A 12,870-nucleotide genomic window follows, 5' to 3' on the forward strand; every position below is an offset into this window, starting at 1 on the left:
CCGCCAGGGAAGAAAGTTCTGGAGGGCCGTTGCGGGAGGACGATCGAGGCGAAGCCGTTCTCCGATCAGACATGCCTCATGGAGCCCGCGGAGGGCGCGTCAGTGACAGCGGTGGGTCGCCCCGGCACGGGGGCAACTCGCTATCCTCCGGCCACCGTCATGGCCGTTCCAAGGCGCACCAGGCCGAGCCGAATAGCACTGGCACATATGCCTCAGCGCCTGCAATCGATGACAGTCGGCCCGACAGAACCGAGCAGCCGGCGATTCAAAACCAACCCGCAACGAACGCCACAAGCTCATCGAAGACATCGGAATGGCGCGCCACCACTTCTTATGGGTTCCTCCCGGCCGGAGGGGACGTCCGGCCCCACTCGTCCGGGTACGAATCTCCGAGTGCGCTATCTGATCCGGCTGATCTCGGTGAGCGATTTGCGGCGCGCGATGAACTCGCGGAGGAGGGGAAGGAAGAACGCTTTGCTGAACCTCCCGATCGGAGGCTCGGGCTCGATGTAAAAGGAGCGGCCAACGATGTCGGTGTTGAATGCATCGAGGATGATCCAGAGGCGCAGGTCTGCATCGAGGCCGGCCCGCCGCTTCTCCATGGCCGGAATTTCAGCCGCGAAGCGAGCCTGCTCGGGCTGCTTGGTGGTGATCGGGAAAAACAGAACCAGGTCGCCGTCAGGTCGGGCAAGCCTCACGCCGACGGCGACTGGCCGATCCTTCCGCCCCTCTGTCTCCCCTTTTCGGGCTTGCCGCGCAAATAGGGATAACGGATGACCGTCGCGGTCTGGATGCCATCATAGCTGCTCATCGGTTGGTCTCGTCGGTTTCCGCATAGGCGTCCACCGCCGCCTCGAATTCGTTGAGCAACTCGCCCGGCATGGTTTCGAGTGTGCCGACTGAACGGGCATCGGATTGCCGCATCAGCCGTTCGTAGTCATCGATGTTAAGAAGGACGAGGCGCGGCTTGTTGCGTTGGGTGATCGTGACCGGATGGCGCAACGCCTCGGCGATGATATCGCCGGACTTCCGGGAAAGATCGCTTGTCGAATAGGAACCACCGGTGCGGTGCATGTTGATCTCCAGATGTGTTTGCCGACTGCACCATAACATCGGAACTGGCGCAAATCCAGCATTTACAGCATTGTTGTAAATGCTGTGCATTTCATCGGTTAAAGCCCCGCCTGGGCGGCGGGGCTTTAACCGAGAATATCAGTCCCGGTTCGGGCGCGACCAGATGAGCTGGAAGCCATCTTCGCCCTCGACTTCGTCAGCGTCGCGTAGATCGGAGCCGGAAAGCTCGGGTCGTCGAGCTTGACCGAGAGGTAGTCACGGTCCTGCTCGGAGCGCTTCTGCCAGGCGGCGCCCAGTTCGACGGCACCCGCGTAAATGCGGAAGTGCGGGCCCTTGTCCGAGGGATTTTCGATGCGGGCGATGCGAGCCTTCACGTTCAGGGCGAGGGTGCGGATCGAGCCGTTGAAGCCGTTTTCGGTAGAGCTGAAGGTGCCGATGGTAGCCATTGTCATGTTCCTTTCGTTGTTTCGGGCCGCGCCCTTCGCGGCCTCGATGGCTGTCGCAAAGACCGGGGACGATCGGTCCGCACCTGAAAGGCCGGAACATTGTGGAGGGCGGGCAGGAAGAACTTTGTTGTTTCGCGAGGAATGACGGCGGAGCCGTCAGGGGAAGAAAGTTCTGGAGGGCCGTTGCGGGAAGACGATCGAGGCGAAGCCGTTCTCCGGTCAGACATGCCTCATCGAGCCCCCGGAAGGGAGCGCCGGCAACAATGAGGAGAAGGAGCAAGACACTGGCTGCCCTCGCGCCTTCGATCGAATCTGTCCAAACGGCTCATAGGTGAAACCGCTCCGGATGCCAGGGCGTTTGCCGCGAACACCTCCGTATCGAGCTCCGCAAAGGCGCCAGTTGCGTAGATCCATACGCGGGATATCGTTGCAGCACGATTGGGTCGCCCAAGAGGATCCTTGCGCAAGCAGACAAAACCGTTCACCGCTGAAATCAAGCCGTCGCGCAAGCCGAAATCCGGCACACAGAAGATGTCGATCTGGGGCAAGTTGGACTTGCGAACGCGTGACGATCTCCAGGTGACGACCGAGCCGGTGGGAGAGCCGGCCACCGCCGTTGGCGGCGGCCAGTCCTGATTACGCAGAACCGAGAGCTACTTTGAGCGCCTCAAGCCGCCCGCCGATTCTGCTCTTCAGCCGGCTGAAGATCGTGAAGATAGGCAACGGCACGCTGGGCATGCGCCGCGGCGTGGAAGATCGCCCGCTTGTCGCCCGATAGAACGGTCAGCCAGGACTGAAGGTAGGACGCGTGATCCGGCCGCGGCTCGAGTTCGGGCGCGATACCGAGATCGGCGCACAGGAAGCAACTGCCAAGCTCGGCAATGAGCTCCTCGCAGGCTCGCTCGCTCTTATCCTTGGCATAGCGGGAGAGATCACGGCCGACGCGGCTGGCTGGCGCCGTCCAGTGGGTGGCCTCATGGCTCAAGGTCGCATAATAGCTCGCCGCATCCCTGAAGCTCTCGAACGGCGGCATCTGGATGAGATCGGCGGCAGGCGCGAAAAAGGCCTGGTTTCCGCCATGGCGGATTACCGCGCCGGTGTTTCGGAAGAAGCGGTCCACATGCGCAATGCGCTCGACGGGATCCAGCACAGGATCTGGGCGATGATAGTACAGGTCGGGCAACCCGTCGATCTGCTCGACGTTGAAGACGGTGTACGCCTTGAGGAACGGGATTTCCCGCTCGATCTCGCCGCCGTTGCAGTCTGTTTCTGACTTGGTGAAGCGGCTCGCGAAGACGATCGTGGCGCCGCTCTCGCCCTTGCGGACGGCCGATCCCAGTTCGAGCGCCTGCTTGAATGTCATCCACACCGGCGAGGAATAGCCACGCGCCACGCCCTCCGACCAAAGCAACAGCACATTCATGCCCGAATAGGGCTGGCCGTTATGGCGCAGCGGCCGCGTGATACGGCCGTTCGTATTTGAGGGCATCGCGTTGAAAGTACGCCAAGCAACACTAAGGGCGAACAAAGCAGGATTATGCGTATATTCCGGCCGCTCGGCGGAAGGCCCTCGTTGACGCACATGCGGATTTGATCAGGCGCGCTCGCGCATTTCGGGTTGCCTGGGCCTATCCATCAGATCCTTCACGTATCAACTTCATGGAATTATGGGAGTCCGAAGCCGACCTGGACCGCGGCCTAGTGGTTTATGCCGCCGACCCTCATAATTACACGCCCCTGACCGGCAATATCCTCGGCAATTCGGTGGATAGGCTCGGCGTCGCTACGCTTAACCACATTGCCTTCGATTACAATGCTGCCGCCCAAAACACGGTACGATAAACTCGTCACGGCGAATGGCACTCCCGATGCGATCGCGCAACGGACAGATGCAATGAGGGACGCCGAGCCGGAGCCTTGGCAATTCTGCCGGCGTAGATCATGTGTGACCAGGACGATGGCAACCTCCCTAACCCTCAAATGCGCAAACGCTAAGTAACCAACGTTGTTCCAGGTGCCGACAATTCACACAAAGATCCGCGTACAGAGATCCGCTGCCTTAACTGACGTATTGGGGTGGTCAGTCATCGAGGCGCGGAAGGCACAATAGGAATATGCGAATGCCACTTTCCGTGAGGATTGCGCTCATCTGCCCGTTTGCGGCGGTATGCCCGCGCTCTGTTAAGAGCGGTCGCACGCACGTAGGATGAGGGCGTCGACCTCTATGGCAAGACATCGCCCAAAATGATTCTGGCGGACATCTTGCCGATGGCAGTTCCGGGATCGATGCGGTCAAGAACATTCTTGCTCAATCTCCAGTGCCGGTGAACTTCATAAACGGCGTTTCCCGAGCGCCTGCTGACTGGTGCGAGACCGGAGCCGGCGTTCCTGGTGACGAAGCCGTTCAATGCGGGTGAAGATTCCGTTTATCGGCGTGAGTTGGAGTCCGCCAAGCCGCCGTTCTGACATATCACTGCGACGGCTCGAACTAATTCAACCGTTGTGAGTTTGTTGTATAGGCGCAAACTCCGGAGAAAACGCATATGGATTGGAATCGGGTCGAAGGCAATTGGAAGCAATTCAAAGGTAAGATTAAGGAGCAGTGGGGTAAGCTCACTGACGACGATCTCGACCAAATCGCCGGTAAACGCGACCAGCTCGAAGGCAAAATCCAAGAACGCTATGGTCTTGAGAAGGACCGCGCGAAGAGGGAGATTGACGACTGGTACAGCAAACAGGACGACTGGTAAGGGTCCCGCTCTGGCATAATCAAGACCCCGCTGTCGGCGGGGTTTCTTATTCGCTCGGTTTGGGCTCTTCCACTGTTCCGTTTGTGCCTGATCGGCGCACACTGATGTTGCTCGCCATTAGTGGGTCTTGCCGAACTACTTGGTGTACAGAAACCTGCCTAGATGTGGAGCCTCAACAGGTTGTCGTCGGTGAGGCCTAGTCTGCTGATCGGCTTGGATTTTAAGCTGCCGTGGGGGCGATGCCAATTGTATCGGTAGAGCCAGATCGGTAGGTCGGCGGCCCGCTGCTCCGATGTTTTGTGGGCCTTGGCATAGGCCCATTCGCGCAGAGCGGTCTGGACGACACGTTCGGCCTCGCCATTGGTCTTGGATGTGCTTGACGGCGAGCCGCCGCAGCGCCTTGGCGCAGCGATGGGAGCGCAAGCTTGTGCCATTGTCGTCATTACGCGATGGACCTTGACGCCATGGGCCGTGTGAAGCGCAAGGCATTGAAGAGAAACCGGAGGCAGGAGCGCCGCGTTTCGTCGGGAAAGATTTCCGAAAGGATTGGGCGGCGGCGCTGGAGGTGTTTCGAGCCTCATTGCAGCGCCGGCGACAAGGACAACCGGCAGGCGGCACGAAACGCGGCATCATCCCGGTCCTTCCGCACAAGGCCAATGAGAAACAAAAGCCGGGCTTCTTCGCCAAGGCCCTTTACATAGGACGCGCCCGCATCGAACAAGCCGTCGGCGAGCTCAAACGCTTCAAACGCGTCGCCCTACGATGCGAGAAGACGAAGCGAAATTTCGCTTCCATTTTCGCACTCACAGCAGGCTTCATCTTGGTCAAATCCGTCCACACCGCCCAATTCACTGAGGTCGTTGGAACTTTCGATCGTTTCATGGCGTTTCCGGGTTCCTGAACATCCTCCAAGGGGTGGGACCATGCGACGTATTCTGATTGCTCTTGCAGCTACTACGATGATTGTTGGAGCGGCTGCCGCGCAGACGGCGGAAACCACGACCACCGAAACCTTCATCGCCGCCAAGCCGACCGACGTGCTGAGCTACAATCTCGTCAATCTCAACGTCACCAACAATGCCAACGAGTCGATCGGGGAGATCAAGGATCTGGTCCTCTCGGAAGGTCAGCTGGCCGGATATATCGTGTCGGTCGGAGGTGTCCTCGGGATGGGCGAGCGCTACGTTGTTGTCAGCCCGAAGGCTGTCAAAATCACCTACGTCGAAAACGACAAGAAATGGACGGCTGTGATGGACGCGACCAAGGATCAGCTCAAGGCGGCCCCCGAGTTCAAATACGAAGGCCGCTGGAAACGCTAACTCCCGAAAGACGGCTACGCTGCTTTAGCATCGTTCCGTCATTCTCCTATAAGGACACGTTGAATGGCCCAGACTCTTAACCCCGCCGCACCTGGTGTCGGTGATACACAGGAGGCACTAGAAAAACAGATCGCGACGCTTCGCAATGAAGTGACAAAGATCAACAAGATCCTTGCGGAACGAACTGTCGGCGTTTTTGATCAAGCGCGCGAGCGGGCATCCGATCTTTACAATGACGCGTCGAACACGGCCGCGCGCGCAGCGAAGCAACTAGGCACGCAGGTCCAAGCGGTATCAGAGGTCGCTCGAAAGAACCCGGGCGCCACAGCGACTGTGCTTGGCGGGGTCGGCATTGTCAGTTTTCTGCTGGGCGTGGCTGTCGGGCTGACTTTGGCGGATACGCGCCGCCGTTGGTATTGATTCACACTGTTCAAAACTAGGACCGGATAGTCCCAGTTTCTTCCACTTACAAGAAGGCAAGATTGCTCTCCTCATGCAGCAAAACAATACCTTGTACCTGATCATTGGCGGCTTCGTTGTCGCCGTCATAGTCCTGGGCGTCTACCTCTATCGCGAGGAAACGAAGCCGGCCGGCGTTGAACTCCGGCTCGACCAGAATGGCGTTTCGGTCCAGGAAAACTGAGTGCTGAGCGGATCTGTCAAGCTCCGGGATCGACCGGGAGCGGAGGCCGTCAACCCCATCAGGTCAGCTTCAGGGACATCTGTTGAGCGCCCCGATTTCTGCCGATGCGATCGAAGATTTCGTTCGTCAATCATCAATGGAAACTCAATAGACGACGCTCCGCCGCTTTACGCAGAGCGTCGGCTAAACGACCGTTGAGGAGTTGGAGATCGCGGTAATCAACTGCGCTATGGCGAACGGCTTCTCAAGCACGATACTGTTTGGAACGCCCTTCGACGGCCAGTCAACCGCGCCGTGTCCACTGATGTAGACGACAGCTACCTCCGGGTCGATCTCCCGGGCAGTGCGCGCTACCTCCCAACCGTCGACGGCCCTATCCGAGAGCATGATGTCAGTGACCACACCCTTGGCTGCGCCTTCTGCGCTCCTGAGGTACTCCATGGCCTCGTTCCGCTGGAGAAGGCGATGACATTGAAGCCTGCCTCGGTCAGCGCTTCTTCAAAGTCGAAGAGTAACAGCCCTTCGTCTTCCACAAGCATAATCGTAACCGGTTCCATGGCCTTCGACCGTTGCAAGCCCATCCCAATGGCGGGAAACGCAGGCGAAGAGCAACCGTTCCAATGCAACTGAGTCTCCTTTGGACGTTCAATAGGTGACCGTCAACCGCGTCGCTGTAAGTGCCGGCCGGCGAAGTCGCCACCTCGTTTCGTGTCCATGTCCATCCGACCCCTTTGGTGTCTCTTATGTCGGCGTCGTCACCGGGACAAGTAGACGATCGATCACCACGTCGCTGCGTTCGTGAGCTTGATTGTGTCAAGGAGAACGAACTCACGTCAGCGGTATCATGCGTAGCTCAAAATGGAACAAAACCGGGTGCCAAACGTTGTCCAAGGTTGGAGTACAATCACGAGAAAAGCACCGTTCTAGGTACTCCTAGGAGACGTCTATGGATATTACCACGCTTCTCATCATAGTTCTGATAGTTATTCTGCTAGGCGGCGGCTTCTACGGACGAGGACGCTGGTATTAAAACCACGCCAGGATACTTTACTTGTCCACGGAGAAATTTTGGGATTCCGTCAAGCTGCGGTACCACACTGTAGTACAAAACAGCGCTGCAACGGGTCGCCCCATTAATTGAGGTCCACTTTATCCTGCGTCTTGGACGCGAGAGAAGAGTTCAAGAGATATCAGATTTGCTCAGTGGGGTGCCTGCGTTCCTCGACTTCAGCGGTGGTCCACTCAAGGAACAGGCTGTAGGCGACCGCCAACAGCGTTGGCCCAAGGAATACCCCGATGAAGCCAAAGGCGACGACGCCACCAAGGAACCCGAAAAGGCCGAGCAACACGGGCAGGCTGTTGGTCTTGCCGAGGACGTAGGGTCTGAGGACGTTGTCGATGCTGCTGACGAGAAGCAGACCCCATGCTGCGACGAACAGGCCCCACCAAACGGCTCCCTGGACAAAAAACCATAGCGCCACCGCGCCCCACACAAGCGGGGGGCCTATCGCCACGAACGACAGGACAAACGTAAGGAAACCAAGCAATAGCGCCTGAGGCACACCGGCGATCCAGAAACCAATGCCGGCCAGGACGGCCTGGGCGAGGGCCGTGCCGATCAAACCGTAAATGACGCCTTTGACGGTCCCGCCGACGACCGTGAGCAGTTTTCGAGACCGGAGGCCGGCGAACCTTTCGCCAACTTCGCGCACGTAGGCTGCAATCCGCCGACCGTGAAGGAAGAAGAAAAAGGCGATGAATACGCTCATCCCGAGTTCTAAGAGCCCGGCGCCGAGTACCGCTCCGCTGGCTACTGCCAAGTTTGTGGCGGGGCCGATCAGCTTCTTGAGCTCAATGATGAACGCGGGCGCATTGTGGGCCAAGCTCTCCCAATAGGCAGCCACGTTTTCGCCAATGACCGGCAGTCCTGCGACCCAAAGCGGTGGCGCCGGGGGCCCCTGCTCGAGAATCTGGTTCACCGCCGTGAGCAGGTTGCTTACGCTGTCGGTCAATGACGGCACCATCACGGCGAACGGTGCGACGAGAACGAGGGCAACCAGCAACGTCATCACGGCGGCCGCCAGGCTTTTATTGCCACCGACTGCCCGCTCGCACCTCTGGTAGACCGGCCATGTTGAGAAACATATGACCGCCGCCCACAGGATGGCTGAGAGGAAAGGCTGGAGGACGAGAGCGCAACCGAGCGCAAGTAGAAGAAGGGCGCCGACCCCGAGAATTTGTTCGATTGGCTTACCAAGGAATATCATGACCAATCAGTCTTGCTGCGGCCTAGCCTCTGCCCGCGCATAGTCCATACTCGGGATGGCCGTCTCCAGTTCACTCAGTCGGTAGCTTAAAACTAAGCAACAACGAAGCCGCCGACAAGGTGTTCAAACGAATGAGGCTCCGCATTGCGGCACCTCGGGCCTACGCGCGGGAGTTGGCGGTGCATTGCGACAAATTTGCTGCCACGCACCGGTTGTTTCTGCCCGACGTTCAATTGGATCCCGAATGCTGCAGGGGCGACGCACCGTCATCGGAAGCACAGCGACGCCAGCCGATCAGCTAGTACTCCAGCCATTCATGACTGATACAGACAAGCGACATGTCCACGTTGCTAGAGAAGCGGGTCTTCTCCTGCAGAAATAGAAGCTCTGCTTGTGCTAGTCCCTGGCGGACAGCACTCTCAGCCAGCCGCAAAGCTTTCGCCCTATCCTCCTAGAGCTGGACGTGACTTGCGCGCGGCTGCGTCACGTCGGAGACTTTGCCTGTCTGCCCATGTCCCGTTGCTGGAAAGAAGAAATCTCATGCCTGTAGTCGCCTCGTTCATATACCGAGACGGAAAGCGCGCCGAAGAACTGCCGCTCTCCCCCATGCCGATTTCCTTCAAAGAGGGTGAATTCGCATGGATCGGCTTGCATGCGCCGACGGCCGAGGAGATGGCGGCCCTTCAAGAGGCCTTCGGGCTTCATCAGCTTGCCGTCGAGGATGCGCTCAATTCGCAGCAGATAGCAAAGGTGGACATTTACGGCGAACAGTTGTTCGTGGTCGCCAAAACCGCGCACCTCGAAGGCGACAAGATCCTCTACGGCGAGACGTCGCTGTTTGTCGGGCGGCACCATATCATCTCTGTCCGGCAGGGCTCTGCACGTGCGCATACGGAGCTTCGCTCGCAACTGGAGGCCTCTCCCCAATTGTTGCAGAGGGGGCCGGACTACGTGCTGCATGCGATCATCGATTTCATCGTCGATGGCTATCTCCCGGTCGTTCAGACGATCGAGGACAAAGTGCTGGCGATGGAAAAGCACATGCTGGTGGCGTTTCTCGGGCGCGAGGAGATCCGCCGAATTTTCCGTCTGCGCCGACAGGTCATCCTGTTCCAACGGATTCTTGGTCCGATGTCGGAGGTCGTCGGCAAACTGGTGCACCTAGATTTGCCGTGCATTGATGAGCACGCAAGACCTTATTTCCGCGATGTGCACGACCACGTCAGGCGCGTTGACGCTATGGTCAGCGGTCTGCGTGAGGTCATCACCTCGGTTTTTGAGGCCAGCAACCTGCTGGAGCAGCAGCGGCAGGGGACAATCACCAGACAATTGGCAGCCTGGGCTGCCATCCTCGCCGTTCCGACGGCAATCGCAGGAATCTACGGGATGAACTTCCGAAACATGCCGGAATTGGACACGCGGTACGGTTATTTCGCGGTGCTTGCAACGATCGCTGCGCTTTGCTCTTTCCTCTTCTACCGGTTCAAAAAAGCTGGCTGGATCTGACCCTCACTTTTTGCATGCGCACCTTGAGGACGTTGAAAGTACACCACACAATGTTAAGGGCGAACAATGCAGGATTATGCATATATTCCGGCCGCTCGGCTGAAGGCCCTCGTTGAAGCCATGCGGATTTGATCAGGCGCGCTCGCGCATTTGGCTGCCTGTGCCATCAGAGCCTTCACAGATCAATGTAACTATGGGAGTCCGAAGCCTGGACCGCGCCTAGTGGTTTATGCCGCCGACCCTCATAATTACGCGCCCCGGACCGGCAATGTCCTGGGCAATTCGGTGGATCAGCGCGGCGTAGCTACGCTTAACCACATTGCCTTCAATTACAATGCTGTCGCCCAAAACACGGTACGATAAATTCGTCACGGCGAATGGCAGTTCCGATGCGATCGCGCAACGGACAGATGCAATGAGAGACGCCGAATCGGAACCTTGGCAATTCTGCCGGCTTGGATCATGTGTGACCAGGACCATTGGCAACCTCCCTAATCTTCAAATTAGCAAACGCTAAGTAACCAACGTTGTTCCAGGTGCCGACAATTCAAAGATCCTCGTACAGAGATCCGCTGCCTTGTGTCGTTGTAAAAGAGTAAATGCCACGCGCTGGTGATCTTCATAAACGACTTTTCCCGAGCGCCTGCTGACCCCGACGGTCTTGACCCACACTTCACCGGTCGGATGGGAGCACATCGCTTTCTCCGGCGATTTCCTTTGGGATCGTGCCGCGAGTGCGACCGGTCGGAAACCGCTCAACCTGACCGGAAATCAGCGAGCAGCGTGACGGCGTTCAGGCTTCGTTCTACCTTAGCGTTGCTTAGCGGGAAACCAACGCTGCCCTCCCTTTGTGCGATTCCGGGCCGACGGCATCAGCAAGGAACGCCGTCGGCGGCTGCGCAAGGCGCAATCGCTGTCATTCGTTCAGCGAGACAGTAGACGTGTAAGGACCTCGACCAGTTCCTTTTCCGTGAAGGGCTTCTTCAGAACGGGATGATCGCGGTAACCATCTCTCATATCGTGACCGCTATATCCCGTTGAGAAAACGAACGGAACGCCGTGAGTGCCGAGCGCTTCAGCGACGGCATAGCTGTTACTGCCATTCAGATTCATATCCAGCATAGCAACATCAAAGATTTGCGCATCAATCGCCGCGAGGGCCTGATTGACCGTAGCTGCAGCAGTCACGGACTCGCATCCGAGGTCGGCCAGCATGTCTTCTATCATTATGAGGACCAGCATTTCATCCTCGACAACGAGGACGTGAAGACCGGTAAGCAATTTATCCATCACGAGCCTTGCGGTGCAGGGAAATTGATTGTGCAAATCAGGCCGTCCGCCCGATAGTCGAGGTTCACCGTGCCTTCCAGTTCGTGAGGCAGACCGCGCTCGAGCACCCGCGACCCGAACCCTTTCCGGGACGGTGGCGTCACAGGCGGGCCATTTTTCTCCTGCCAGCGCAGGAGAAGCCTGTTGCCCTCGGACGACGGCTCAATCATCCATGAGATCAGGACTGACCCGGCCGTGTTGGAAAACGCGCCGTACTTCACGGCATTGGTCGCGAGTTCGTGGAACGCGATGCCGAGCGCAAGGGTGACTTTCGGGGAGACGCGGATGTTGCTGCCCGTGATAACAAAGTGCTCTGACCTTCCATTTGCAACACCGAACGGCTCCAAAGCCGCCTTGATCAGATCGAACAGTCCCGCACCTTCCCAATTCTCGCGGGTCAACAGGTCGTGCGACCTGGAAAGGGCAAAGAGGCGCGACTCGATGGATTCCCGGATCACGTTGGGATCAGAAGTATTCCGCAAAGCCTGCCAGACAATCGACTGCACCGTGGCAAGGGTGTTTTTCACGCGATGGTTCAACTCGTCGATGAGCATCCTGGACTGGGCTTCCTCCTGCTTGTGATCGGTGAGATCCACGAAGGAGGCGAAATGCTGGACTATCTCGCCGCTCTTGTCCCGAACCGGACTGATGAGGATCGCTGACCAGAACTCGCTGCCATCCTTGCGACGGTAGCAAATCTCCGAACCGCCTTTGGTGGTGCCCGCAAACGCGGCATTAATGCGCGCCTGCGCCTCGGGATCGGTGCCCCGCGCCATCAGGAAGTCCAGCCTCTGGCCAAGCACCTCTTCCCGGTCATATCCGGATAGATCGAGAAAAGCGTCATTGACAAAAATTATCGGATCGCCGCGCTCCTTTGCGTCCGTAAACAGCATCGGCATTCGTGTCGATTCAGCAGCGACGACGAATGGCCCAAGGTCCCTCCGAAAGCTCTCGACTTCGGCCTCAGCAACTTTCTGGCCCTCGGACTTGATTATTATTTCAGGCATGCCTTGGCTTTGTCTGGTTGTTGAGCGGACCGCAGCCAGTCAGCGACTTCATAAACCGCGATAAACCGCGCAGTATTTTAGAGAAATCTGCCGCCACTGGGAAAGAAGCTATGCCTTTCCTCTTAGCGGCCATCTGCCCGAATGAACACCAAAACAGAAATACGGCTTGAGGGGTCAGTACCAGCGACCGCGGCCGAACCAGCCGCCCCCCAACAGAACAAGGATCAACAATATTATGAGAAGCGTGGTGACATCCATGCGAGTCTCCTTGAGTGCTCCAGAAACCCCTCGCAGCCATCATCGCTGAAGGGGGTGCCGGGTCGACGCACTCCGATCTTGAACAACGTTCTTCACGCTTTCTTGTTCCAGTGGAACGAATAGACATGCACAGTAAGATCAGTGGCGAAGATTTTCGCCTGCCGGGCCTCTGGACGCCTGCCTGGGAGTGGCCGAGAGCGATCTCTCCTGACATTTAACCTAAGGGAACCGAAAACAATGCGTGCTGCCGTCATGCAGGATCCGGCCGACA

At 58.0% G+C, this 12,870-nt stretch carries 15 protein-coding genes and 2 pseudogenes; 8 read left to right on the forward strand and 9 right to left on the reverse strand.

The window, feature by feature from the left end; all coding sequences use genetic code 11:
* Nucleotides 1-398: 398 nt before the first annotated feature.
* The 3 genes and pseudogenes from USDA257_RS36740 to USDA257_RS09450 form a co-directional block, all read right to left on the reverse strand.
* Nucleotides 399-698, reverse strand: coding sequence for a hypothetical protein (locus USDA257_RS36740; RefSeq protein WP_014762702.1), 300 nt, complete (start codon nucleotides 696-698; stop codon nucleotides 399-401).
* A 109-nt stretch (nucleotides 699-807) separates the two neighbouring features.
* Nucleotides 808-1,074, reverse strand: coding sequence for a type II toxin-antitoxin system prevent-host-death family antitoxin (locus tag USDA257_RS09445; protein ID WP_014762704.1), 267 nt, complete (start codon nucleotides 1,072-1,074; stop codon nucleotides 808-810).
* Nucleotides 1,075-1,212: 138 nt separating this feature from the next.
* Nucleotides 1,213-1,520 (reverse strand): annotated as a pseudogene (locus USDA257_RS09450) (DUF736 domain-containing protein).
* A gap of 459 nt (nucleotides 1,521-1,979) precedes the next feature.
* Between USDA257_RS09450 and USDA257_RS37080 the strand changes: the two are divergent.
* The gene (locus USDA257_RS37080; RefSeq protein WP_014762706.1) at nucleotides 1,980-2,156 is read left to right on the forward strand and encodes a hypothetical protein; all 177 of its coding nucleotides are present in this window, start codon (nucleotides 1,980-1,982) and stop codon (nucleotides 2,154-2,156) included.
* A gap of 31 nt (nucleotides 2,157-2,187) precedes the next feature.
* Here USDA257_RS37080 and USDA257_RS09455 read toward each other — a convergent pair whose 3' ends face one another.
* A complete protein-coding gene (locus USDA257_RS09455) occupies nucleotides 2,188-3,009 on the reverse strand; it encodes an ArdC family protein (RefSeq protein ID WP_014762707.1) in 822 nt (273 codons plus the stop codon).
* A 170-nt stretch (nucleotides 3,010-3,179) separates the two neighbouring features.
* On the opposite strand from USDA257_RS09455, the gene USDA257_RS36580 reads away from it, so the two are divergent.
* The 3 genes and pseudogenes from USDA257_RS36580 to USDA257_RS09465 all read left to right on the forward strand — a co-directional run bounded on the left by USDA257_RS36580 (nucleotide 3,180) and on the right by USDA257_RS09465 (nucleotide 4,270).
* Nucleotides 3,180-3,362 carry a hypothetical protein gene (locus USDA257_RS36580; protein ID WP_153297024.1) on the forward strand — a complete coding sequence of 61 codons (183 nt, stop codon included), beginning with the start codon at nucleotides 3,180-3,182 and terminating at the stop codon, nucleotides 3,360-3,362.
* Between the two features lie 366 nt (nucleotides 3,363-3,728).
* A pseudogene (locus tag USDA257_RS33740) lies at nucleotides 3,729-3,929 on the forward strand (response regulator); the annotation flags it as partial.
* Nucleotides 3,930-4,063: 134 nt separating this feature from the next.
* Nucleotides 4,064-4,270, forward strand: coding sequence for a CsbD family protein (locus tag USDA257_RS09465; RefSeq protein WP_014762710.1), 207 nt, complete (start codon nucleotides 4,064-4,066; stop codon nucleotides 4,268-4,270).
* Nucleotides 4,271-4,428: 158 nt separating this feature from the next.
* Here USDA257_RS09465 and USDA257_RS35420 read toward each other — a convergent pair whose 3' ends face one another.
* Nucleotides 4,429-4,704 (reverse strand): integrase core domain-containing protein, encoded by a 276-nt coding sequence (locus USDA257_RS35420; RefSeq protein WP_420135946.1) that lies wholly within the window; start codon nucleotides 4,702-4,704, stop codon nucleotides 4,429-4,431.
* 489 nt (nucleotides 4,705-5,193) lie between these two features.
* On the opposite strand from USDA257_RS35420, the gene USDA257_RS09480 reads away from it, so the two are divergent.
* From USDA257_RS09480 to USDA257_RS37085, 3 genes are all read left to right on the forward strand, one after another.
* The gene (locus USDA257_RS09480) at nucleotides 5,194-5,589 is read left to right on the forward strand and encodes a PRC-barrel domain-containing protein (RefSeq protein WP_014762713.1); all 396 of its coding nucleotides are present in this window, start codon (nucleotides 5,194-5,196) and stop codon (nucleotides 5,587-5,589) included.
* Between the two features lie 63 nt (nucleotides 5,590-5,652).
* Entirely contained in the window at nucleotides 5,653-6,009 is a 357-nt protein-coding gene (locus USDA257_RS09485; protein ID WP_014762714.1) for a hypothetical protein, read from the forward strand.
* 73 nt (nucleotides 6,010-6,082) lie between these two features.
* Nucleotides 6,083-6,232, forward strand: a complete 150-nt coding sequence (locus tag USDA257_RS37085; RefSeq protein WP_014762715.1) for a hypothetical protein — start codon at nucleotides 6,083-6,085, stop codon at nucleotides 6,230-6,232.
* A 183-nt stretch (nucleotides 6,233-6,415) separates the two neighbouring features.
* Here USDA257_RS37085 and USDA257_RS09495 read toward each other — a convergent pair whose 3' ends face one another.
* Nucleotides 6,416-6,673: a response regulator gene (locus tag USDA257_RS09495; protein ID WP_014762716.1), complete on the reverse strand. Its 258-nt coding sequence runs from the start codon at nucleotides 6,671-6,673 to the stop codon at nucleotides 6,416-6,418.
* A 749-nt stretch (nucleotides 6,674-7,422) separates the two neighbouring features.
* Nucleotides 7,423-8,499, reverse strand: a complete 1,077-nt coding sequence (locus tag USDA257_RS09500) for an AI-2E family transporter (protein ID WP_014762717.1) — start codon at nucleotides 8,497-8,499, stop codon at nucleotides 7,423-7,425.
* Nucleotides 8,500-9,039: 540 nt separating this feature from the next.
* Between USDA257_RS09500 and USDA257_RS09505 the strand changes: the two genes are divergently transcribed.
* Entirely contained in the window at nucleotides 9,040-10,005 is a 966-nt protein-coding gene (locus USDA257_RS09505) for a magnesium and cobalt transport protein CorA (RefSeq protein WP_014762718.1), read from the forward strand.
* Nucleotides 10,006-10,929: 924 nt separating this feature from the next.
* On the opposite strand, the gene USDA257_RS09515 is transcribed toward USDA257_RS09505, so the two are convergent.
* Both USDA257_RS09515 and USDA257_RS09520 read right to left on the reverse strand, forming a co-directional pair.
* Nucleotides 10,930-11,295, reverse strand: coding sequence for a response regulator (locus tag USDA257_RS09515; protein WP_014762720.1), 366 nt, complete (start codon nucleotides 11,293-11,295; stop codon nucleotides 10,930-10,932).
* Nucleotides 11,295-12,341 carry an HWE histidine kinase domain-containing protein gene (locus USDA257_RS09520; protein WP_014762721.1) on the reverse strand — a complete coding sequence of 349 codons (1,047 nt, stop codon included), beginning with the start codon at nucleotides 12,339-12,341 and terminating at the stop codon, nucleotides 11,295-11,297. Before USDA257_RS09520 ends, USDA257_RS09515 begins: the two co-directional genes overlap by 1 nt.
* Nucleotides 12,342-12,870 lie beyond the last annotated feature (529 nt).

The organism is Sinorhizobium fredii USDA 257 (assembly GCF_000265205.3).
In the GTDB taxonomy this organism is placed as follows: Bacteria; Pseudomonadota; Alphaproteobacteria; order Rhizobiales; family Rhizobiaceae; genus Sinorhizobium; species Sinorhizobium fredii_B.

Excerpts from the sequence above, each read along its gene's own strand:
- USDA257_RS09445 (WP_014762704.1), bottom strand. The coding sequence starts at position 1,074 with ATGCACCGCACCGGTGGTTCCTATTCGACAAGCGATCTTTCCCGGAAG.
- USDA257_RS09455 (WP_014762707.1), bottom strand. The coding sequence starts at position 3,009 with ATGCCCTCAAATACGAACGGCCGTATCACGCGGCCGCTGCGCCATAAC.
- USDA257_RS36580 (WP_153297024.1), top strand. The coding sequence starts at position 3,180 with ATGGAATTATGGGAGTCCGAAGCCGACCTGGACCGCGGCCTAGTGGTT.
- USDA257_RS09465 (WP_014762710.1), top strand. The coding sequence starts at position 4,064 with ATGGATTGGAATCGGGTCGAAGGCAATTGGAAGCAATTCAAAGGTAAG.
- USDA257_RS35420 (WP_420135946.1), bottom strand. The coding sequence starts at position 4,704 with ATGGCACAAGCTTGCGCTCCCATCGCTGCGCCAAGGCGCTGCGGCGGC.
- USDA257_RS09480 (WP_014762713.1), top strand. The coding sequence starts at position 5,194 with ATGCGACGTATTCTGATTGCTCTTGCAGCTACTACGATGATTGTTGGA.
- USDA257_RS09485 (WP_014762714.1), top strand. The coding sequence starts at position 5,653 with ATGGCCCAGACTCTTAACCCCGCCGCACCTGGTGTCGGTGATACACAG.
- USDA257_RS37085 (WP_014762715.1), top strand. The coding sequence starts at position 6,083 with ATGCAGCAAAACAATACCTTGTACCTGATCATTGGCGGCTTCGTTGTC.
- USDA257_RS09495 (WP_014762716.1), bottom strand. The coding sequence starts at position 6,673 with ATGGAGTACCTCAGGAGCGCAGAAGGCGCAGCCAAGGGTGTGGTCACT.
- USDA257_RS09500 (WP_014762717.1), bottom strand. The coding sequence starts at position 8,499 with ATGATATTCCTTGGTAAGCCAATCGAACAAATTCTCGGGGTCGGCGCC.
- USDA257_RS09505 (WP_014762718.1), top strand. The coding sequence starts at position 9,040 with ATGCCTGTAGTCGCCTCGTTCATATACCGAGACGGAAAGCGCGCCGAA.
- USDA257_RS09515 (WP_014762720.1), bottom strand. The coding sequence starts at position 11,295 with ATGGATAAATTGCTTACCGGTCTTCACGTCCTCGTTGTCGAGGATGAA.
- USDA257_RS09520 (WP_014762721.1), bottom strand. The coding sequence starts at position 12,341 with ATGCCTGAAATAATAATCAAGTCCGAGGGCCAGAAAGTTGCTGAGGCC.